The following is a 21,814-nucleotide window of genomic DNA, read 5'->3' as shown; positions in this document are numbered from 1 at the left end:
CTCCTTTCACGCCGACTCTCGGTCGCCTGACAGGAGCTCCCCCATGAAACTGCACTTCCCCCTTCGCTTGCTGGCGGCCGCTTCCCTGGCTGCGGCGAGTTTCTTTGCCCAGGCGGCTGACGTCACCGTCGCCTACCAGACCACCGTCGATCCGGCGAAAGTCGCCCAGGCCGACGGCGCCTACGAAAAGGCCACCAAGGCCGACATCAGCTGGCGCAAGTTCGATAACGGTGCCGACATCATCGCCGCCATCGCCTCCGGTGACGTGCAGATCGGCTACCTCGGTTCCAGCCCGCTGACCGCCGCCATCACCCGCAAGGTACCGGTGGAAACCTTCCTCATCGCCACCCAGATCGGTGCCGCCGAGGCCCTGGTGGCGCGCGACGGTTCCGGGATCAAGACCCCGCAGGACCTGATCGGCAAGAAGATCGCCGTGCCTTTCGTTTCGACCGGCCACTACAGCCTGCTGGCCGCGCTCAAGCACTGGAACATCGACCCGTCGAAAGTCACCGTGCTCAACCTCGCGCCGCCGGCGATCATTGCCGCCTGGAAGCGCGGCGACATCGACGCCACCTACGTCTGGGATCCGGCGCTGGGTGTGGCCAAGGAAAACGGCAAAGTGCTGATTACCTCCGGCGAACTGGCCAAGTTCGGCGCGCCGACCTTTGATGCCTGGATCGTGCGCAAGGACTTCGCCGAGAAGCACCCGGAAATCGTTTCGGCCTTCGCCAAAGTCACCCTGGATGCCTACGCCGAATACCGCAAAGACCCGCAAGCCTGGATCGCCAATCAAGGCAACGTCGACAAGCTGGTGAAACTCTCCGGCGCCAAGGCCAGCGACATTCCGCTGCTGCTGCAAGGCAACGTCTACCCGCTGGCGGCCGATCAGGTAATCAGCCTCGGCGCCCCTACCACCAAGGCCATCACCGACACCGCCGTGTTCCTCAAGGAGCAAGGCAAGGTCGAGGCGGTGCTGCCGGACTACGCGCCGTACGTCAGCGCCAAGTTCATCACCAACTGATCGGGAGCTGACTGCGATGGCCTTGCTACAGCTGGAGCGTATCAGCGCACAGTACCCCGGCAGCCCGGAACCGGTGCTGGCGGACATTTCCCTGACCCTGGGCCCCCAGCAATTGCTGGTCGCCCTCGGCCCGTCCGGCAGTGGCAAGACCTCGCTGTTGAACCTGATTGCCGGTTTCGTCGAACCCAGCGCCGGGCGCATTACCCTCGACGGCGTGCCGGTCAAAGGACCGAGCGCCGAACGTGGCGTGGTATTCCAGGACGACGCCCTGCTGCCCTGGCAGGACGTGCTGGCCAATGTCGGCTTCGGTCTTGAGCTGGCAGGCGTTGCGCGGGAAAAACGCGAACTGCGCGCCCGCGAAATGCTTTCGCTGGTCGACCTGTCCGGCTTCGAACAGCGTCGTATCTGGCAGCTGTCCGGCGGGCAAAAACAGCGCGTCGGCCTGGCCCGCGCCCTCGCCGCCGACCCACGGGTGCTGCTGATGGACGAGCCCTTCGGCGCCCTCGATGCCTTCACCCGCGAACAGATGCAGGAACTGCTGCTGCAAGTCTGGCGGCGCACCGCCAAGCCGGTGTTCCTGATCACCCACGACATTGAAGAAGCGGTCTTCCTCGCCACCGACCTGATTCTGCTGGCGCCGAATCCCGGACAAATCGTCGAACGCCTGCAGCTGGATTTCGGTCAGCGTTACGCCGCCGGCGAGTCGGCGCGCTCGATCAAGTCCGATCCGCGTTTTATCGAAACCCGTGAACACGTGCTCGCCCGAGTGTTCTCCCAACGCAGCGCCGCCCAGCGGCAGGAGCGCGCATGAGCAGCTATGAAATTCCCGTTGCCGCGGTGAAGCCCGGCGCTACGGCGGCTCCGGTTCGCCGCAGTTTGAGCATTCGCTGGATCAGCCTGCTGACGCTGGCCGCTCTGGTTTTCGTCTGGTGGGCCGTGACGGCCAGCGGTTTGATCGAGCCGCTGTTCCTGCCGCCGCCGTCCGCCGTGCTGCAAAAAGGCTGGCTGCTGGCGACGACCGGCTATATGGATTCGACCCTGTGGCAGCACTTGGGCGCGAGCCTCAGTCGTATCGGCCTGGGTCTGGGTTTTGCCGTGCTGACGGCGGTGCCGGTGGGCATCGCCATCGGCGCCAACCGCATTGCGCGGGGCGTGCTGGATCCTTTGATCGAGTTCTACCGTCCTATTCCGCCGCTGGCGTATCTGCCGCTGATCGTGATCTGGTGCGGCATCGGCGAGCTGTCGAAAGTCCTGCTGATTTACCTGGCGATTTTCGCCCCGATTGCCACCGCCACCGCCACCGCCACCGGCGTGCGCACCGTCGACCCGGCGAAATTGCGCGCCGCGCAGTCCCTGGGCGCGACCCGCGCGCAGTTGATTCGCCATGTGATTCTGCCAAGCGCCCTGCCGGACATTTTGACCGGCGTGCGCATTGGCCTGGGTGTGGGCTGGTCGACCCTGGTCGCCGCCGAACTGATCGCCGCCACCAGCGGCCTGGGCTTCATGGTGCAGTCGGCCGCGCAGTTCCTGGTCACCGATGTGGTGGTGCTGGGGATCCTGGTCATCGCCCTGATCGCCTTCGCCATGGAAATGGGCCTGCGCGCCCTGCAGCGCAAACTGGTGCCGTGGCATGGCCAGGCGCATTAATCACCGATCACCGAACTCCCCACTGTAGGAGCCGAGCTTGCTCGCGATAGCAGACTGTCAGACCACACACCTGTGACTGAACCACCGCCATCGCGAGCAAGCTCGGCTCCTACAGAATGAAATTGAAGAGAACGTCCATGAGCACTCTCAGCATCACCCCATTGAGCCCCGCCCTCGGCGCGCAGATCAGCGGCGTCGACATCAGCCAGCCTCTGAACCTGGAACAGCGCGATGCCATCGAGCAGGCGCTGCTCAAGCATCAGGTGCTGTTCTTCCGCAACCAGCCGATCACCCCGCAACAGCAGGCGCGTTTCGCCGCCAATTTCGGTGATCTGCACATTCACCCGATCTACCCGAACGTGCCGGAACAACCGGAAATCCTGATTCTCGACACCGCCGTCACCGACGTGCGCGACAACGCGATCTGGCACACCGACGTGACCTTCCTGCCGACCCCGGCCCTGGGCGCGGTGCTCAGCGCCAAGCTGCTGCCGGAGTATGGCGGCGACACCTTATGGGCCAGTGGCATCGCCGCGTACGAAGCCTTATCTGCGCCGATGAAGACCCTGCTCGAAGGCCTGACCGCCACCCACGACTTCACCCGTTCCTTTCCGCTGGAGCGCTACGGCAACACCCCCGAAGCACTGGCGCAATGGGAAGAGGCACGGCGCAAGAATCCGCCGCTGTCACACCCGGTCATCCGCACGCATCCGGTGAGCGGGCGCCGCTCGCTGTTCGTCAATGAAGGCTTCACGTCGAAGATCAACGAACTGTCGGAAACCGAGAGCGAAGCGATTCTGAAATACCTGTTCGCCCACACCACCCGCCCGGAATTCACCATCCGCTGGCGCTGGCAGCAAGACGACATCGCCTTCTGGGACAACCGCGTGACCCAGCATTACGCCGTGGACGACTACCGCCCGGCGCGGCGGGTGATGCAGCGGGCGACTGTGTTGGGGGATGTGCCGTTTTTTCGATAATTCCAGGCTCACACCGCCCGTCTGGCGACCTGTACAAAAACACAGCTATTTCTTCCATAACGAATAAAAATTAAGTAAAAATCCGCTTACCGAACAGTAAGTGGTGAAACCCATGGTCACAAAGGAAGAGATTCAGAGTTTCATTCGTGAGCAGGTTGATAGGGAGTTTTTCGAGGAATTGGGCGTGTTGATTCCTCAAACCTTTCAAACGGCTACAAAGGTGGCGCAGGACCTTCTGATTAATATTCCTCATGAGAATCTCAGGGGGCACTTGCGCCACTCACTCGCTCAGGATGCCCTGGCAGGTATGGGGCGCTGGAGTCCCATCATCAAATCCACCGATCCCAAAGGGCATCATTACGTTCTGTTGGAGTTGGGAAAGCTGCGAATCACAACCGTCGTTTTGCCTTGGCAAAAAGACATTCGCGCGGCTAAGCACCGTAGTGAATTGAAAGCACTCAACGAATCGCTGGCATCCGCTCAAATGGACTGGATCGATGGACCGTTCCAACCTGTATCCGAACAGTTGATCCACGCCCTGGTTGTAGTCCACGCACCACCTCCCGGTTCAGCAGATCAATCAGAACCTTTGGCGATCATGATGGCGATACCCTACTTCAACGGTAAGGGTTTCCATATGGATTGCACCTTCGAGGAGCTTCTTCAGAGCTACTCTGTTAGCCAGGCAATTGATCAGAAACCGATTGAGTTGGTGAAGTTGCGAGATAAGATGCGCCGCGCTGAAGAAATCGAAGATCAAACCGAAAATGGGCAAAGTTCCTAGAGGTGAACCATGAGAACTGGAGTCGCGGGCTTTCAGTCCGAGCGTCTCAAACAGTTGCGGCTCACGTGTGGTATCACGCAGACCGCATTGGCCGAGATGGTTGGGCGCGCCTCCGGGAATATCTCCAAATGGGAAAACGGCCTTCAAGTCCCTGAAGCCGATGCGTTTCAGCGGCTATGCGAAGTCTTTGGCGTGAGTGAAAACTGGTTGCTCGAAGAACAAACCGTAACCAGCGAGAACACGCCGTTCTTTTTCCGCTCACAGGCAAGCGCCACGGTTACAGCGAGAGAAATTGCTGAAGTACGCCTGGAGTGGCTTCAAGACATCTCCTACAAACTTCAGGAAAGTCTTGAGTTCGTTGCGGTGAATGTTCCTCATATTGAAGAGCAGAATTGCCTGCTGATTTCCAATGAAGAAATCGAACGCATGGCCAGCGAGTGTCGCCAGGCCTGGGGGCTCGGAATTGCCCCCATACCCAATGTCGTTCAGGTTCTGGAAAACGCAGGAATCGTGTGTGCCCGAACGACACTCGGTCACCTGAAAATGGACGGTGTTTCGAATTGGTATGAACTTGATCAGCGCCCTTATGTGTTGCTCGTCGCGGATAAAGCGAACGGTATAAGAAATCGATTCGATGCAGCCCATGAACTGGGGCATATCGTTCTCCACCGGCATATTTCCAAGGACCAATACGAGTCGAACTACGATCTGCTTGAGTCTCAGGCCCATCGATTTGCAAGCGCATTTCTGATGCCTGCAGAAAGCTTCCTCAGAGAGATTCGTTGGCCGACTCTGGATACCTTGCTTGCGTTGAAAGCTCGGTGGAAAGTGCCTGTCGCAGCAATGGTTCGCAGATGCCAGGACCTGGAAATAATCAACGAGACCACGACAACGCGCCTGTGGAAAGCCAGATCAGCAAGAGGCTGGGTCAAGGGTGAACCCATGGATGGCGACTTCGATTTTGAAAGACCGCTATTGATCACTCAAGGCGTGAAAATGCTCGTGGAAAACAAGGTGCTTTCCCGATCTCAAGTCAGACAGCTTTTGGGATTGCCTCTGCCGGTTCTTGAGAGTCTGTGCAGCCTGGATGAGGGTTATTTCACTCTCCCTGATCAGTCGCAGGTGATCGACATGCAGCTTAGAAAAAGGCCCGCGAGAGAGATGTTTTTTGGCGAAGCCGCAGAAATTCTCGGCTTTCCAAACAAGAAGTAACGACGACACGTCCTTTAAAAAATCAGGCCCCTTCACCGCGTGAAGAGGCCTGATTTGTCTTTAACGCCAGACGAAGTTACTCCGCCATCGAAGGCTTCTCCCAAAGGTTGATCCCACCCTCTTGGGCGAACCGGTCAATCTCTGCCAGTTCCTCAACGCTGAAGCTTAAGTTCTTCAACGCCCCGACGTTCTCGACAATCTGCTCTGGCCGGCTTGCGCCGATCAGCGCCGAAGTCACGCGCGGATCACGCAGGGTCCAGGCGAGTGCCAGTTGCGCCAGGCTCTGGCCGCGACGCTTGGCGATTTCGTTCAAGGCTCGAACGTGAGCGATGTTGGCTTCGGACAGGTGCGAGGCCTGCAACGAACCGCCGCCCGGCCGATTGACCCGCGCGTCCGCCGGCACGCCGTTCAGGTACTTGTCCGTCAGCAGCCCTTGCGCCAGCGGGGTGAAAGCAATCACCCCGGTGCCGAGTTCATCAGTGACATCCAGCAGGTCCTTTTCCACCCAGCGATTGAGCAGGTTATAGGCGGGCTGATGGATCAGCAGCGGCACTTTCCACTCCTTCAGCAGCGCGGCCATCTCGCGGGTTTTGACCCCGGAGTAGGACGAGATGCCGATGTACAGGGCCTTGCCCTGCTGCACCGCCGTGGCAAGCGCGCTGGCGGTTTCTTCCAGCGGGGTGTCCGGGTCGAAACGGTGCGAGTAGAAAATGTCCACATAGTCCAGGCCCAGGCGCTGCAGGCTCTGGTCGAGGCTGGCCAGTACATATTTGCGCGACCCGCCGCCCTGCCCGTAAGGCCCGGGCCACATGTCCCAACCGGCCTTGCTGGAGATGATCAGCTCATCGCGGTACTGCTTGAAATCCTCGCGCAGCAAACGGCCGAAATTGATCTCGGCGCTGCCATAGGGCGGCCCGTAGTTGTTGGCCAGGTCGAAATGGTTGATCCCCAAATCGAACGCCGTGCGCAACAGCGCCCGCTGGGTATCGATCGGCGTGCTGTCGCCGAAATTGTGCCACAGGCCCAGGGACAGCGCCGGCAGCACCAGTCCGCTGCGTCCGACGCGGCGGTAAGGAATGGAGTCGTAGCGGTTTTCGGCAGCGGTGTAAGTCATCGAATCCTCTCTTGTCTGTCTTGAATCTGGTCTCGACTGCTTCGCCAGTCGCCCAGCATACGCCCGGACAAACGCCAAAAAACCTCTGACTCGACTAATTGCTGAAACGTTTCACAAAACTTTCATCGAAACCCTATGCCGACAGTTCGCGCAAAGCCGCAGCCGCCAAAAAACCGGAACGCGAGTTGTAACGCTGGTCGCGTTTGACGGTCTGGTCGATGCGCTCAAGCAATTGCTCCGGCAGCGTGGCATTGAAACGCACCGCCTTGCCGAAATAAGGCGTGATATCGAAATCCACCACCGCCCACACGCCACCGGCGTAATCGGGGTTATCAAGATGTGCGTCGATTTCCTGCACCTGCGGCAGTGGATCACCGTCAGCCACCAGCCCTTCGTAATGCAGGGACAGCGCCTCTTTCACGCTATCAAGCGCCTGTGCCACGGTGCTGCCTGCGGAAAAACATCCCGGAACGTCCGGGATGATCACGCCGTAGTCCGAGTCAGAGTTTTTTTGCAGAACGACCGTATAGATCATGTCAGTGAGCCCTTCCCGCAGTTGGATGAAGAACTCCAGACTTTACGGCAGCAGATCCGAGCGCATTTACGACTTAAACATTTTGAAAAGATCGCAGCCTTCGACAGGTGTCCGCGTGCCTCTGGAGCTGCCGAAGGCTGCGATCTTTTGATCTTTATCGCGCCTGCGCAAACACCTCCCCCAACCAATCCACAAACACCCGAACCCGTGGCGACATGTGTCGGTTGTGGGGGTACAGCACCGAGACCGGCATGGGTGGGGGTGGGGTGTTGGGGAGGATTTCCTTGATCAGGCCCTGGGCGATCTGGGTTTCCATTCGGTAGTGGGGGCATTGGATGAGGCCCAGTCCGGCGATGGCGGAGGCGGCGTAGATTTCGGCGCCGAATACGGACAGCGCGCTGTCGATGGGCACTTCCCTGAGTTCGCCATCGACCATGAATTCGAAGGGGAACACTTTGCCGTCGGTGCGGGACACGTAGTTCACGGCGCGGTGTTTTTTCAGGTCGTCGAGGGTTTTCGGTTCGCCGTGTTTGCGCAGATAGGCGGGGCTGGCGCAGGTGATCTGGCGCAGGCTGGCGACGCGTTTGCCGATCAGCGCCGAGTCGCTTAGGGTGCCGGCGCGCAGTACACAGTCGACGCCTTCGGCGATCAGGTCGACCAGGCGATCGGCTTCGCTAATGGACAGTTCGATGTCGGGGTAGCGGGCCATGAATTGCGGCAGCGCGGGGATGACGAAATGCCGGGCCAGGGTGCCGTGCAAATCCACCCGCAAGCGGCCTTTGGGCGCGACGCTGCGAAAGGCCAATTCGGCTTCTTCAAGTTCTGCGAGCAACTGCACGCAGCGCTGGTAATACGCCTCGCCATCCAGTGTCGGGCGCACCTTGCGCGTGCTGCGTTCCAGCAAGCGCGTGCCGAGCCAGGCCTCGAACTGATTCAGGGTGTGAGTCAGGGTTGCGCGCGGCAGGTCCAGGTCCTGCGCCGCCAGGGTGAAGCTGCTGCGCTCGTAGATGCGCACGAAGACCTTCATCGCTTTGACCTGATCCACGCTGATCTCCCGACGCTAGATTGTTGGCGATTATTGAACAGTCAAGGCAACTCTCGTGCATTTATCGGCCTGAGTAAACATGTGAAATTGGCTCTACACACCTAATTCAGGAAGCAGAAAACATGTCGATTCAAGACTCGAAAGTTGCCCTCGTAACCGGCGCCTCCCATGGCATTGGCGCGGTCATCGCCAAACAGCTGGCCGGCGAAGGTTTCGCCGTCGCGATCAACTACGCCAACAGCGCCAGCGAAGCTTCGAAGCTGGTGGTTGAGTTGCGTCAGGCCGGGTATCGGGCCATAGCGATCAAGGCCGATGTGGCCAATGCCGAGGACGTGCGGCGGATGTTCGATGAGACCGAAGCGCAGCTGGGAAAGATCGATGTACTGGTGAACAACGCCGGCATCCTCAAGGTCATGCCGTTGGCGCAGCACAGCGACGAGCTGTTCGAACAGACTTTCAACATCCACGCGCGCGGCACGTTCAACACCCTGCGCGAGGCGGCGACGCGCTTGAACAACGGCGGTCGGATCATCAATTTTTCCAGCAGTACCGTGGGCATGAACCTGCCGGGTTATGCGGTGTACATCGCCAGCAAGGCGGCGGTGGAGTCCCTGACTCAGGTGTTCGCCAAGGAAGTGCGCGGGCGCGATATCACGGTCAACGCGGTGGCGCCGGGACCGGTGGCGACCGAGCTGTTCCTGCATGGCAAGAGCGAGGAACAGATCCAGACCCTCGCCAAAATGCCTCCGCTGGAACGTCTTGGGCAGCCTGAGGATATCGCCCGGGTGGTGTCCTTTCTGGCGGGGCCGGAATCGGGTTGGGTCAATGGGCAGATTTTGCGGGTCAATGGTGGATTGGTTTAACTAAGCTCAAATTGAGACCGCAGTGAACCTATCGCGAGCAGGCTCGCTCCCACAGAGATCGTAGTGATCCTTGTGGGAGCGGGCTTGCCCGCGAAGGCGGCGGACCAGTCACTACAAACCTCATAGGCAACACCCACCATGCACACCACCATCATCATCACCTTCGGCCTCATCCTCCTGGCGCTGATGTTCTTCATCGGCGAGAAGATCGGCTTCACCCGCCAGACCCTGGCCTACTGCTTCATCGTGCTGTGGTTCGCGCTGACTCTGATCAACGGCGCGGTGGGCGTGGTGCATGCCGGCCAGCCCCTGGGCACGGAGCTGGCTGTCGGCAGTGCGGTGTTCGGCGTGCCGGTCGCGGCGCTGGTGCTGTTCATGGTGCTGACCAGCGAGGCGTAACGATCAACGCACCAGATGCAGAAACTGCATGTGCCGCTCGTACTGATCGAGGATGTCGTTGATCACCTGCTCCTTGCTGTAACCCACCAGATCGTAATCCTGACTGCCCTCGCTCAAATGCACCTCGGCCCGGTAGTAACGGCGGTTGTTGAGCTGTTTGGAGCCCATGCCGCCACGGGCAAACGATGGCGTGAAATAGCCGCGCATCTGCACCTGATAGATGAACGGATGCTGATCGCCGTGACCGATCTCCAGGCTGACGCTGTCATGGGCCGGATCCGGCACCGTGACCACGTTCAGACCCTTCTCGACAAAAACCGCCGACACTTCATCGATCGCCGGGCGCACCGTGCTTTCCATGAAACGGTACACCTCGTCCCGCGATGGGAAATGCACCGCCTGACTCAAGCGTTGACGCCAGCCACCGCGCCGCGCGCCGGACACCGGTGCCAGCGAATGCAACTGCGCGATCTGCTTCTGCGACTCCAGGTAAAACGCCTTGTGCAGGCCCCACATCATCAACAGCAAGATCAGCGAGAACGGCAGCGAGGTCAGCACCACCGCCGACTTCAGTGCATCGATGCTGCCGGAGAACAGCAATGCACTGGTGACCAACGCCGTCATCGCGCCCCAGAACACCCGCAGCCATTTCGGGCCATCCTCGTCGGGGTTGCCGCCCTTGGCCGAGAGCGTCGACAACACCACGGTGCCGGAGTCGGCGGAGGTGACGAAAAACACAAAGCTGATGAACACCGTGACCGCGATCACGGTCTTGCTCCAGGGGTAGGTTTCCAGCAGCAGATAGAGGGTCATCGACGGGTTTTCGATGGCCGACATGCCCAGCGCCGACATGCCGTGATTGAGCACCTGGTCGATGGCGCTGTTACCGAAAATCGACATCCACGCCAGGGTGAAACCCAGCGGAATCAAGAGCACGCCGAAGACGAATTCACGAATGGTCCGGCCCCGGGAAATTCGCGCGATGAACAGGCCCACGAACGGCGACCAGGCGATCCACCAGGCCCAGTAAAACACCGTCCACCCGCCCAGCCAGTCATTGGGTTTATCGTAGGCGTAGAGGTCGAAACTCTTCATCGGCAAGGCGCCGAGGTAGTCGCCGATGTTCTGCACCAGCGTATTGAGCAGATGCTGCGTGGGCCCGGCGAACAGCACGAACAGCAGCAGCGCGCAGGCCAGCAGCATGTTGATGTCGGACATCACCCGCACGCCCTTGTCGACGCCGGAGACGGCGACGATGATCGCCGCGCCCATCATCAACGTGATCAGGCCGACTTGAATCCACTGGGTGTGGGCGATGCCGAACAGGTAGTCCAGGCCCGAGTTGAGGTGCAGCACGCCAAAGCCCATGTCGGCGCCCAGGCCGAACACGGTAGCGATGATGCCGAAGCCGTCCACGGCGTAACCGATGGGGCCGTTGATGCGCTTGCCGATCAGCGGGTACAGCGCCGAACGCAGGGCCAGCGGCAGGTTGTGGCGGTAGGCGCAGTAGGCCAGCGCCATGCCGACAAACGCGAACCCCCCCCAGCCATGCAGGCCCCAGTGCAGAAAGAGAATCTGCATCGCCTGACGCGCCGCGGCCGGTGTGCCTGCCTCGCCTTGGGGCGGCTGGAGCATGTGGGTCAGGGGTTCGGACACACAGAAGAAAAACAGGGTGATGCTGATCCCGGCGGCGAACAGCATGCCGGCCCAGGACAGGTAACTGAATTCGGGCTCGTCGTGGTCGGCACCGAGTTTTATCTTGCCGTAGCCCGATAACGCGGTGACCACCACGAAGACCAGATACAGGGTCATCGCCAGCAGGTAATACCAGCCAACCGTGTTGGCCGCCCAATTTTGCGCCGCCAGAAGCCAGGCGCCGGCCTGTTCGGGCATGGCAATAACCACGATGCCGAACAGCAAGATGAAACTCGCGGAGAACCAGAAAACCGGTGGGTTCATGCGGACCAGGCCGCTGGCAGAAAGGGACGATGCACTCATGAACGGTGCACCTCGAAGCGGTAAAACGCGGCTGTAGAAATCGGACTCAGCAAAGGCAAGCCTCCTGTTGTGAGCGGGTGGCGAACCACCGGTTTAACTTGAATGAGCGTTCAATTTAAACATGGATAGCAGGCTAAGGACTAATCGCAGGGCTGAGCGGTCGGTTTTTGGAGGTGGGAAAGATCAAAAAAATTCGCGGGCAAGCCTCGCTCCTACAGGTGCTATGCCGCGCATGCGAACCCAGTAGGAGCGAGGCTTGCCCGCGAAGAGGCCAGCTCAGTCAATGAATATCAGAAACCCTATTTCTGCGTCCCATCATCAACCTGCAAACTCGCCTGCGTCAGGTTGCTCCCCGGCGGCACGCTGCGGGTCAGCCAGACGTTGCCGCCGATGGTCGTGCCCTTGCCGATGGTGATCCGGCCCAGGATGGTCGCGCCGGCGTAGATCACAACGTCGTCCTCGACAATCGGGTGGCGTGGCTGGCCCTTTTGCAGCTGACCGTCCTCGTCCGCCGGGAAGCGTTTGGCGCCCAGGGTCACCGCCTGATAAATCCGCACCCGCTCGCCAATGATCGCCGTCTCGCCGATCACCACGCCGGTGCCGTGGTCGATGAAGAAACTGCGGCCGATCTGCGCGCCTGGGTGAATGTCGATACCAGTGGCCGAGTGGGCAATTTCCGCGCTGATCCGCGCCAGCAACGGCAAGCCGGCGCGATACAGATGGTGAGCCAGGCGATGGTGAATCACCGCCAGAATCCCCGGGTAGCACAGCAGCACTTCATCGACGCTGCGCGCTGCCGGGTCACCGTGATAAGCGGCCAGCACATCGGTATCCAGCAGGCTGCGCAGCCCCGGCAACGCGAGGGCGAAATCCTGAATGATCTGGATCGTCCTGGCCTCGACCTCTTCCTCGGCCTGAGCACTGTGGCGAGCGGCGTAACGCAGTTCGAGTCGCGCCTGCGCCAGCAACGCATTCAACGCCACGTCGAGGGTGTGGCCGACGTAGAAGTCCTCGCTCTCTTCACGCAAATCCACCGGCCCCAGGCGCATCGGAAACAGCGCCCCGCACAGCGCCTCGAGAATCTCCGCCATGGCCGCCCGGGACGGCAACTCGCGACCGCCCTGCTCGGTGCTGGCGCGGCCGTTCTGTGCACGCCACTGGTCACGTGCGCTGCGCAGTTGGGTGACGATGGTCTGCAATTGCCAATGGCTGGAACGCTCACTCACGGTAAAAACTCCTCACGGGCGACCGGACTGTCTGGCCGCACTGACGGCGATTACTCTACGGCAAGGCGCGCGCGGCAAATTAAGAACCAATAGTGCTGGATCAAGCACGTTTGGCTATAAGCGATTGGCGGTTGCCCCGGCTTTTGGCCGTGCCTATAGTCGTTTGATCATTCACCGCCAGTACGGACCCATGATCAAACAACAGCTTGCCCGTTTTAACCGTCTCGACCTGCTCGGTCAGCCCACCGCCCTGGAAAAACTCGAACGCCTGTCGACCTGGCTCGGGCGCGACGTGTACGTCAAGCGCGATGACCTGACACCGCTGGCGATGGGCGGCAACAAGCTGCGCAAACTCGAATACCTGTGCGCCGATGCCCTCGAGCAGGGTGCCGACACACTGATCACCGCCGGCGCTTTGCAATCCAACCACGTGCGCCAGACCGCCGCCATTGCCGCCAAACTGGGCCTGGGCTGCGTCGCCCTGCTGGAAAACCCGCTCAATACCGAAGACCCCAACTACGTCGGCAACGGCAACCGCCTGCTGCTCGACCTGTTCGATGCCAAGGTCGAACTGGTGGAAAATCTCGACAACGCCGACGAGCAACTGCACGCATTGGCGGCACGTCTGCGCAGCAACGGCAAGAAACCCTATCTGGTGCCGATTGGTGGCTCCAATGCTTTGGGCGCCTTGGGTTATGTGCGCGCCGGCCTGGAACTGGCCGAGCAGATCAAGGACACCGGCCTGAATTTCGCCGCCGTGGTCCTGGCCTCGGGCAGTGCCGGCACCCACAGCGGTCTGGCGCTGGCGTTAAACGAAGCGCTGCCGGATCTGCCGGTGATTGGTGTCACGGTTTCCCGTAGCGAAGAGGATCAATTGCCGAAGGTCCAGGGCCTGGCCGAACGCACCGCCGAACTGCTGGGTGTGAGTCTGCCGGACAGCTTCAAGGTGGAACTGTGGGACGAATACTTCGCACCGCGCTACGGCGAGCCGAATGCCGGAACGCTGGCGGCGGTGAAGCTGGTGGCGAGTCAGGAAGGACTGCTGCTGGACCCGGTGTACACCGGCAAGGCCATGGCGGGGTTGCTGGACGGGATCGGGCGTCAGCGTTTCGACGATGGCCCGATCATCTTCCTGCACACCGGCGGGGCACCGGCGTTGTTTGCCTATAAGGATTTCCTGTAACAACCCTGTCCCTGTAGGAGCGAGCACGCTCGCGATGGTGGTTCGGGCACCGCGGGGTGTCTGGATGCCAGCGTTATCGTTGACCTCCATCGCGAGCATGCTCGCTCCTACAGGGGGTTGTTTATATTCATAAAAGAGATAAGCGTTAGAGAATTTATTATTTTCTAATCTAAAAACGCCATCATATAGTCATGCTATACGCGAATTTCCCGAGAGACTCATACGCTGCTTTAAGGCAGGATAGCGCTGTCGTCCAATTCCCGTTTTCGCCAACCTTTCCAAACGCAACTTCCATAAGAAAACACAGGGGCTAGTCATGAATTTTTCCGCACTACGTCGAAATCTGCTGGTGGGTTCGCTGGGCCTGGCACTGAGCGCCGGCCTGATCGGCAACGCCGTTGCCGGTGAGCAACTGCAAAAAATCAAGGATGCCGGTGTGATCAACATCGGCCTTGAAGGCACCTACCCACCATTCAGCTTCGTCGATGCCGACGGCAAGCTGTCCGGTTTCGAAGTCGAACTGTCCGAAGCCCTGGCCAAGGAGCTGGGCGTGAAGGCCAAGCTGCAACCGACCAAGTGGGACGGCATCCTCGCGGCACTGGAATCCAAGCGTCTGGACGCTGTGGTCAACCAGGTGACCATCTCCGAAGAGCGCAAGAAAAAGTATGACTTCTCCGAGCCGTACACCGTTTCCGGCATCCAGGCACTGGTTCTGAAAAAGAACGAAGGCGCGATCAAGTCCGCCGATGACCTGGCCGGCAAGAAAGTCGGTGTGGGCCTGGGCACCAACTACGAGCAGTGGCTCAAGGACAATCAGCCTAAAGCCATCATCAAGACCTACGACGATGATCCGACCAAGTTCCAGGACCTGCGCAACGGCCGTATCGACGCCATCCTGATCGACCGTCTGGCCGCGCTGGAATACGCCCAGAAAGCCAAGGACACCGTCGCCGCAGGCGCTGCGTTCTCCCGTCAGGAAGCCGGTATCGCCCTGCGCAAAGGCGAGCCTGAGCTGCTGGACGCGCTGAACAAGGCAATCGAGAAGCTGCGCGCCGACGGCACCCTGGCCAAGCTCTCGGAGAAATACTTCCAAGCTGACGTCACCAAATAATGGGAGAAGCTTTCCAACTCGCACTGGACTCCGCGCCCTTTCTGCTCAAGGGCGCGTACTACACAGTGATCCTGAGCCTGGGCGGGATGTTCTTCGGTCTGGTGATGGGCTTCGGCCTGGCGCTGATGCGTCTGTCGCGCTTCAAACTGGCCAGCTGGATCGCCCGCATCTACGTGTCGTTCTTTCGCGGCACGCCGTTGCTGGTGCAACTGTTCGTGATCTATTACGGCCTGCCGCAAATAGGTCTGGAACTTGATCCGCTGCCGGCGGCCCTGATCGGCTTCTCGCTGAACATGGCCGCCTATGCCTGTGAAATCCTGCGTGCCGCGATCAGCTCCATCGAGCGCGGCCAATGGGAAGCGGCGGCCAGTATCGGCATGACCCGCGCGCAGACCCTGCGCCGGGCGATCATTCCGCAGGCGATGCGCACCGCGTTGCCGCCACTGGGCAACAGCTTCATTTCCCTGGTCAAGGACACCGCGCTGGCAGCCACCATCCAGGTGCCGGAACTGTTCCGTCAGGCGCAACTGATCACCGCCCGTACCTTCGAAGTCTTCACCATGTATCTTGCCGCCGCGCTGATCTACTGGGTTCTCGCTTCGGTGCTGTCGCACCTGCAGAACCGGTTGGAAGCCCGGGTCAATCGGCACGACCAGGAGTCCTGACCCCATGATTGCCGTGGAAAAACTGACAAAGCAGTTCAAGGGTCACGTCGTGCTCAACGGCATCGATCTGCAAGTGAAGGAAGGTGAGGTCGTGGCGATCATCGGGCCCAGCGGCTCGGGCAAGACCACGTTCCTGCGTTGCCTGAACTTCCTGGAAGAACCCACCAGCGGCCGGATCAAGGTCGGCGATATCGAGATAGATAGCAGCCGCCCGCTGACCCAGCAGCAAGGCCTGGTGCGCACCCTGCGCCAGCACGTGGGTTTCGTGTTCCAGAACTTCAACCTGTTCCCCCATCGCACCGCTTTGGAAAACGTCATCGAAGGCCCGATCGTCGTAAAGAAGGTCCCGCGCGATGAAGCCGTTGCCCTGGCGAAAAAGCTGTTGGCCAAGGTTGGCCTGGCGGGCAAGGAAGACGCTTACCCACGCCGCCTCTCCGGCGGTCAGCAACAACGGGTGGCGATTGCCCGCGCACTGGCGATGGAACCGGAAGTGATCCTGTTCGACGAACCGACCTCGGCACTGGACCCTGAGCTTGTGGGCGAAGTGCTGGCGACGATCCGCGGCCTGGCCCAGGAGAATCGCACCATGGTCATCGTCACCCACGAAATGGCCTTCGCTCGCGATGTGGCCAACCGTGTGGTGTTCTTCGACAAGGGCGTGATCGTCGAGCAAGGCGAAGCGAAGGCGCTGTTTGCCAACCCGAAAGAAGAGCGGACGAAACAGTTTTTGAGCAAGTTTTTGAGCAACTCGCACGCTTGATACATCCATCGTAGAACCCCCCAACTTCCATGGATGGAAGTTACTCCCCACTCAAACAAACTATTCGATTATGTGCGCTACATAGTTATGTGCCGCGCAATACTTCGCTTGTTTCCCCTGCATCCCGATTTACATGGTCTTTTTCGACTGACGCCCGCGTTTATTGACTTCGACGTGTAGGAGTCTTCTGAATAACCGCAGATCGCTTACATATATATCGCGCGCTATTGACTCATATTCAACGCAACTTTTATCTAACGACCCCACTTGCCATTTCAAAGCAAAGTCAAACTTCCTTTCCTGTTTCAGAAATGGATTTCGCTGAACGACTTCAAGGAGAGATACCCCATGAATTGCATCTCACGCATACCGTCTTTGGCACCACCGACCCTGCCGCAAATCAGCAAGGAAGGAATCAATTGCCTCGCGGCGACCCATCTGCGGGTCGAGGTAGGGCCGTACGCCGACATGGACAACGGCGACCTGATCGAACTGTTCTGGGACGGCCTCTACGTCGCCTCTCGCGTGGTGACGACGCAGGACGTTGGTCACACGGTCAGTCTGCGGGTACCGGAAAGCTTCATCGCCAGCGGCGCTACCTGGGTGCATTACCGGGTGATGCAGGTCGGCAGAAGCCCGGCGCTGTCGGTGGCGACGCGGGTACAGATCAAACTCGACTGCCCCGGTGGTTCTCTGGGCGATGACGAAAACCAGTTCCTGGCGCCGGTGGATCTGCCCGCCACCATCCGCCGCCGAGGGCTCAATGCACGGCAGATCCGGCGCGGCGTGCCGTTGACCATCGAGCCTTACCTGAACATGGCCGAGGGCGACGAAATCACCCTGCGCTGGGGCGATGCGCGCATGGACTTGCCTCCGCTGAACGTCTGCGATGTAGGCCTGCCCATCCAGCTCTGGGTGCCATCCACCATCATCCTCGAAGCCGGCGAAGACCTGCGCCTGGAAGTCACCTACTGCATCCTCGACCGCGTCGGCAACAACTCCCGCTGGGCCCCGGCCCGCACAATAAGAATCGCCTCCCACATCCAACCGCATCCCCTGTAGGAGCCGAGCTTGCTCGCGATGGAGGCCCAGACACCGCAGGCATCCAGACACCCCGCGTCATCGTTGACGACCATCGCGGGCAAGCCTCGCTCCCACAGGGATTGCGTTTGCCACAGGTCTCGCGATCTATCTCTATACATATTCCTAAAAGTTAGTTCATAACTTTTTTATAAACGCTTAGGGTATATGCACCGGACCACCGGACATTCTTGTTTTCGTTCGCCGCGAAGCGGCGTTTCCATGAGATGTGAGGTAGGTATGGTCCGGAACACAATCACCCCAGTGCAGATCGCCAGGGCATTGCCTGTAGCCAAGGAGTGGCAGTGATGTCCAGTCTGGCAGACGCAGTCGTCCAGAGTGATCTGGACATCGCCCCGCTGTTGTTGCCCGCGCAAGTGCTGCGCAACGACGCACAAGCCATCAAGGCCGCCCACGAGCTTGCGCAAGTTGCGCGCCTGCAGGCGGCCAAACGTGACCAGCAGCGCAAGCTGCCGTGGTCGGAAATCGAGCAGTTCACCCGCAGCGGCCTGGGCAGCATTGCCATCCCGCGTGAGTACGGTGGGCCGCAGGTTTCGTTCGTCACTGTCGCCGAAGTCTTCGCGATCATTTCCGCCGCCGATCCGGCGCTCGGGCAGATCCCGCAGAACCAGTTCGGCATCATCAATCTGGTGCTCGGCAGCGCTACCGAAGCGCAGAAAAAACACCTGTTCAAAACCGTGCTCGAAGGCTGGCGCATCGGCAATGCCGGGCCGGAACGCGGCACCAAGAACACCCTGGAACTCAAGGCGCGCATCACCGCCAGTGGCGAAGGTTTCGTCCTCAACGGGCAGAAGTTCTATTCCACCGGCCCGCTGTTCGCCCACTGGGTCGCGGTCAAGGCGCTGAACGATGAGGGCAAACAGGTGCTGGCCTTCGTCCGTCGCGGCACACCGGGACTGCGCATCGTCGATGACTGGTCCGGCTTCGGTCAGCGCACCACCGCCAGCGGCACGATTTTGCTGAACAACGTGCACGTCGACGCCGACCTGGTCATCGACAACTGGAAGATCAACGAAAAGCCCAACACCCAAGGCTCGATCTCCCAACTGATCCAGGCCGCCATCGACGCCGGCATCGCCCGCGGCGCCATCGATGACGCCATCGAATTCGTGAAAACCCGCGCACGCCCGTGGATCGACGCCAACGTGGAGCGCGCCAGCGACGACCTCTACGTGATCGCCGACATCGGCAAGCTGAAGATCGAACTGCACGCCGCCGAAGCGCTGCTGCGCAAGGCCGGGCAAGTGCTCGATCAGGTCAGTGCCGCGCCGCTCACCGCCGAGTCCGCCGCGCGCGCCTCGATTGCCGTGGCCGAAGCCAAAGTGCTGACCACCGAGATCGCGTTGCAGGCCAGCGAAAAGCTGTTCGAGCTGGCCGGCAGCCGCGCCACCCTCGCCGAATTCAACCTCGACCGCCACTGGCGCAACGCCCGCGTGCATACCCTGCACGACCCGGTGCGCTGGAAGTATCACGCGGTCGGCGCCTATCACCTGAATGGCACCTTGCCGGCTCGCCATTCCTGGATCTGAAACCAGACATCTGGAGAAGTACATGACCCATTCTCAACGCGTCGCGGTCATCACCAGCGATGAGCAAGCCCTGATCGTCGCAAGCGACCTGGCCGAAGATTTCAAACGCGACAGCGCCCAGCGCGACCGCGAACGCCGTTTGCCACACCCGGAACTGGAGGTGTTTTCCCGCTCCGGCCTGTGGGGCATCAGCGTGCCCAAGGAATTCGGCGGCGCCGGCGTTTCCAACGTCACCCTGGCCAAGGTCATCGCCTTGATTGCCCAGGCCGACGGCTCGCTGGGGCAGATTCCGCAGAACCATTTCTATGCCCTGGAAGTGCTGCGGGTGAACGGCAGCGAAGAGCAGAAACAACGCTTGTACGCCGAAGTCCTGGCCGGCCAGCGCTTCGGCAATGCCCTGGCCGAACTCGGTACCAAAACCGCCCACGACCGCACCACGCGACTGACCCGCGATGCCGGCGGCTATCGCATCAACGGCCGCAAGTTCTACGCCACCGGGGCGATTTACGCCCAGCGCATTCCCACTTCGGTGATCGACGAAAACGGCGTGCAGCAACTGGCCTTCGTCCCTCGCGACAGCCAGGGTCTGACGGTGATCGACGACTGGAGCGGCTTCGGCCAGCGCACCACCGGCAGCGGTTCGGTGGTGTTCGAGGATGTCTTCGTCGCCGCACAAGACGTGATCCCGTTTCAAAGCGCCTTCGAGCGCCCGACCCCGGTCGGCCCGCTGGCCCAGATTCTCCACGCCGCCATCGACACCGGCATCGCCCGCGCCGCCTACGAAGATGCCCTGCATTTCGTGCGCACCAAAACCCGGCCATGGATCGACGCCACCCACGACAGCGCCAGCGAAGACCCGCTGACCCTCAAGAGCTTCGGCCACTTGAGCATTCGCCTGCACGCCGCCGAAGCCCTGCTGGAACGCGCCGGTGAATACCTCGACAAGGCCCAGGCCGAAACCAACGCCGACACCGTCGCCGCCGCCTCGATTGCCGTCGCCGAAGCCCGCGCGATCAGCACCGAAATCTCCCTCGCCGCCGGCACCACCCTGTTCGAATTGGCCGGAAGCCAGGCGACCCTGCGCGAGCACGGCCTGGACCGGCACTGGCGCAATGCCCGGGTGCACACCCTGCACGACCCGGTGCGCTGGAAGTATCACGCGGTGGGCAATTACTACCTCAACGATGCAAACCCGCCACTGCGGGGGACCATCTGATGAGCGATGCGAAAAAGAAGATCCTGCTCAACGCGTTCAACATGAACTGCGTCGGCCACATCAACCATGGCCTGTGGACTCACCCACGGGACACCTCGACCCAATACAAGACCATCGAGTACTGGACCGAGCTTGCGCAACTGCTTGAGCGCGGACTGTTCGACGGCCTGTTCATCGCTGACATCGTCGGCGTCTACGACGTGTACCAGAACTCGGTGGACGTGCCGTTGAAGGAGTCGATCCAGCTGCCGGTCAACGATCCGCTGCTGCTGGTGTCGGCCATGGCCGCGGTGACGAAAAATCTCGGTTTCGGTCTGACCGCCAACCTCACCTACGAACCGCCGTATCTGTTCGCCCGCCGCCTGTCGACTCTCGATCACCTGAGCCGTGGGCGTGTGGGCTGGAACATCGTCACCGGCTACCTCGACAGCGCCGCCAAGGCCATGGGCCTGAGCGAGCAGGTCGAGCATGACCGGCGCTACGACCAGGCCGACGAGTACCTGGAGGTGCTCTACAAACTCTGGGAAGGCAGCTGGGAAAACGACGCGGTGCTCAACGATCCGCAGCAGCGCGTGTATGCCCAGCCGGACAAGGTGCACAAGGTCGAGCACAAGGGCGAGTTCTATCAGGTCGACGGTTATCACCTGTGCGAACCCTCGCCGCAGCGCACGCCGGTGCTGTTCCAGGCCGGTGCCTCCGACCGCGGCCTGCTGTGCGCCGGACGAAATGCCGAGTGCGTGTTCATCAGCGGCCAGAACAAACCGTCGACCAAGGTTCAGGTGGACAAGGTGCGCGCAAGCGCGGTCGAGGCCGGGCGCAAGCCCGAGGACATCAAGGTGTTCATGGGCCTGAACGTGATTGTCGGCGCCACCGAGGAGCAGGCCTGGGCCAAGCACGCCGAGTACCGCAGCTACGCCAGCGCCGAGGCCGGCGTGGCGCATTTTTCGGCCTCCACCGGGATCGATTTTTCCGAATACGCCATCGACGAACCGATCCAGTACGTGAAGAGCAACGCCATCCAGTCCGCCACCAAACACCTGCAGAACAACGACTGGACCCGGCGCAAATTGCTCGATCAGCACGCCTTGGGTGGGCGCTATATCACGGTGGTCGGTTCACCTGAGCAAGTGGCGGATGAGCTGGAATCCTGGATCGCCGAAACCGGGTTGGATGGCTTCAACCTGACGCGGGTTGTCACGCCGGAGAGCTATGTGGATTTCATCGATTTGGTGATTCCGGAACTGCAAAGGCGCGGGTCGTACAAGACCGCTTATGAGGATGGCAGCTTGCGGGAAAAACTGTTTCGCGAGGGGGCGCTTTTGCCTCAGCAACATATCGGCTCGGCTTACAGGCGCTAAAAGCTTCGCGGGCAAGCCTCGCTCCTACAGGTATCGGTCGCCCGCGAGTGATCGATTCAACCAAAAC

At 60.7% G+C, this 21,814-nt stretch carries 21 protein-coding genes; 16 read left to right on the top strand and 5 right to left on the bottom strand.

All coding sequences use genetic code 11. The features are described from left to right. Positions 1–43: 43 nt before the first annotated feature. From tauA to ACW9JE_RS14405, 6 genes are all read left to right on the top strand, one after another. Positions 44–1,021, top strand: coding sequence for a taurine ABC transporter substrate-binding protein (gene tauA / locus ACW9JE_RS14430; protein WP_224540228.1), 978 nt, complete (start codon positions 44–46; stop codon positions 1,019–1,021). Between the two features lie 16 nt (positions 1,022–1,037). Further along, the gene (gene tauB, locus ACW9JE_RS14425; protein WP_457433107.1) at positions 1,038–1,832 is read left to right on the top strand and encodes a taurine ABC transporter ATP-binding subunit; all 795 of its coding nucleotides are present in this window, start codon (positions 1,038–1,040) and stop codon (positions 1,830–1,832) included. Continuing rightward, positions 1,829–2,668 (top strand): taurine ABC transporter permease TauC, encoded by an 840-nt coding sequence (gene tauC, locus ACW9JE_RS14420; protein ID WP_457433106.1) that lies wholly within the window; start codon positions 1,829–1,831, stop codon positions 2,666–2,668. Before tauB ends, tauC begins: the two co-directional genes overlap by 4 nt. A gap of 137 nt (positions 2,669–2,805) precedes the next feature. After that, entirely contained in the window at positions 2,806–3,648 is an 843-nt protein-coding gene (gene tauD, locus ACW9JE_RS14415; RefSeq protein WP_457433105.1) for a taurine dioxygenase, read from the top strand. 112 nt (positions 3,649–3,760) lie between these two features. Next, positions 3,761–4,432, top strand: a complete 672-nt coding sequence (locus ACW9JE_RS14410) for a hypothetical protein (RefSeq protein WP_457433103.1) — start codon at positions 3,761–3,763, stop codon at positions 4,430–4,432. A gap of 9 nt (positions 4,433–4,441) precedes the next feature. Then, positions 4,442–5,644, top strand: a complete 1,203-nt coding sequence (locus ACW9JE_RS14405) for a helix-turn-helix domain-containing protein (protein WP_457433102.1) — start codon at positions 4,442–4,444, stop codon at positions 5,642–5,644. Positions 5,645–5,720: 76 nt separating this feature from the next. Here the strand turns inward: ACW9JE_RS14405 and mgrA are convergent, their stop codons facing one another. The 3 genes from mgrA to ACW9JE_RS14390 form a co-directional block, all read right to left on the bottom strand. Further along, positions 5,721–6,758, bottom strand: coding sequence for an L-glyceraldehyde 3-phosphate reductase (gene mgrA / locus ACW9JE_RS14400; protein ID WP_224540216.1), 1,038 nt, complete (start codon positions 6,756–6,758; stop codon positions 5,721–5,723). Between the two features lie 133 nt (positions 6,759–6,891). Further along, entirely contained in the window at positions 6,892–7,293 is a 402-nt protein-coding gene (locus ACW9JE_RS14395; protein ID WP_457433101.1) for a type II toxin-antitoxin system HicB family antitoxin, read from the bottom strand. A gap of 154 nt (positions 7,294–7,447) precedes the next feature. Then, the gene (locus tag ACW9JE_RS14390) at positions 7,448–8,338 is read right to left on the bottom strand and encodes a LysR family transcriptional regulator (RefSeq protein ID WP_224540214.1); all 891 of its coding nucleotides are present in this window, start codon (positions 8,336–8,338) and stop codon (positions 7,448–7,450) included. A gap of 122 nt (positions 8,339–8,460) precedes the next feature. Here ACW9JE_RS14390 and ACW9JE_RS14385 point away from each other — a divergent pair, with 122 nt between their 5' ends. Together ACW9JE_RS14385 and ACW9JE_RS14380 are read left to right on the top strand one after the other, a co-directional pair. Next, complete coding sequence (locus ACW9JE_RS14385) at positions 8,461–9,201, top strand: SDR family oxidoreductase (protein ID WP_457433100.1); 741 nt, start codon at positions 8,461–8,463, stop codon at positions 9,199–9,201. 138 nt (positions 9,202–9,339) lie between these two features. Further along, positions 9,340–9,600 carry a hypothetical protein gene (locus ACW9JE_RS14380; protein ID WP_457433099.1) on the top strand — a complete coding sequence of 87 codons (261 nt, stop codon included), beginning with the start codon at positions 9,340–9,342 and terminating at the stop codon, positions 9,598–9,600. Positions 9,601–9,603: 3 nt separating this feature from the next. Here the strand turns inward: ACW9JE_RS14380 and betT are convergent, their stop codons facing one another. Continuing rightward, entirely contained in the window at positions 9,604–11,559 is a 1,956-nt protein-coding gene (gene betT, locus ACW9JE_RS14375; RefSeq protein ID WP_457433109.1) for a choline transporter BetT, read from the bottom strand. 338 nt (positions 11,560–11,897) lie between these two features. Then, complete coding sequence (epsC, locus tag ACW9JE_RS14370) at positions 11,898–12,824, bottom strand: serine O-acetyltransferase EpsC (RefSeq protein WP_457433098.1); 927 nt, start codon at positions 12,822–12,824, stop codon at positions 11,898–11,900. A gap of 190 nt (positions 12,825–13,014) precedes the next feature. Between epsC and ACW9JE_RS14365 the strand changes: the two genes are divergently transcribed. The 8 genes from ACW9JE_RS14365 to ACW9JE_RS14330 all read left to right on the top strand — a co-directional run bounded on the left by ACW9JE_RS14365 (position 13,015) and on the right by ACW9JE_RS14330 (position 21,747). Next, complete coding sequence (locus ACW9JE_RS14365) at positions 13,015–14,007, top strand: D-cysteine desulfhydrase (protein ID WP_457433097.1); 993 nt, start codon at positions 13,015–13,017, stop codon at positions 14,005–14,007. 316 nt (positions 14,008–14,323) lie between these two features. Continuing rightward, on the top strand, positions 14,324–15,118 hold the full coding sequence (gene tcyJ, locus ACW9JE_RS14360) for a cystine ABC transporter substrate-binding protein (protein ID WP_224540691.1): 795 nt from the start codon (positions 14,324–14,326) through the stop codon (positions 15,116–15,118). Continuing rightward, a complete protein-coding gene (gene tcyL, locus ACW9JE_RS14355; protein WP_224540689.1) occupies positions 15,118–15,783 on the top strand; it encodes a cystine ABC transporter permease in 666 nt (221 codons plus the stop codon). Before tcyJ ends, tcyL begins: the two co-directional genes overlap by 1 nt. Before the next feature lie 4 nt (positions 15,784–15,787). After that, a complete protein-coding gene (gene tcyN, locus ACW9JE_RS14350; RefSeq protein ID WP_224540687.1) occupies positions 15,788–16,543 on the top strand; it encodes an L-cystine ABC transporter ATP-binding protein TcyN in 756 nt (251 codons plus the stop codon). A gap of 348 nt (positions 16,544–16,891) precedes the next feature. After that, positions 16,892–17,605, top strand: coding sequence for a hypothetical protein (locus tag ACW9JE_RS14345; RefSeq protein ID WP_457433096.1), 714 nt, complete (start codon positions 16,892–16,894; stop codon positions 17,603–17,605). A gap of 326 nt (positions 17,606–17,931) precedes the next feature. Then, positions 17,932–19,173, top strand: coding sequence for an SfnB family sulfur acquisition oxidoreductase (locus tag ACW9JE_RS14340; RefSeq protein WP_457433095.1), 1,242 nt, complete (start codon positions 17,932–17,934; stop codon positions 19,171–19,173). Positions 19,174–19,195: 22 nt separating this feature from the next. After that, positions 19,196–20,389, top strand: coding sequence for an SfnB family sulfur acquisition oxidoreductase (locus tag ACW9JE_RS14335; RefSeq protein ID WP_457433094.1), 1,194 nt, complete (start codon positions 19,196–19,198; stop codon positions 20,387–20,389). Continuing rightward, the gene (locus ACW9JE_RS14330) at positions 20,389–21,747 is read left to right on the top strand and encodes an LLM class flavin-dependent oxidoreductase (protein WP_457433093.1); all 1,359 of its coding nucleotides are present in this window, start codon (positions 20,389–20,391) and stop codon (positions 21,745–21,747) included. Before ACW9JE_RS14335 ends, ACW9JE_RS14330 begins: the two co-directional genes overlap by 1 nt. Positions 21,748–21,814: the final 67 nt, after the last annotated feature.

Source organism: Pseudomonas sp. SDO55104_S430 (assembly GCF_054070595.1).
This window is presented reverse-complemented; position numbering and strand designations above follow the sequence as displayed.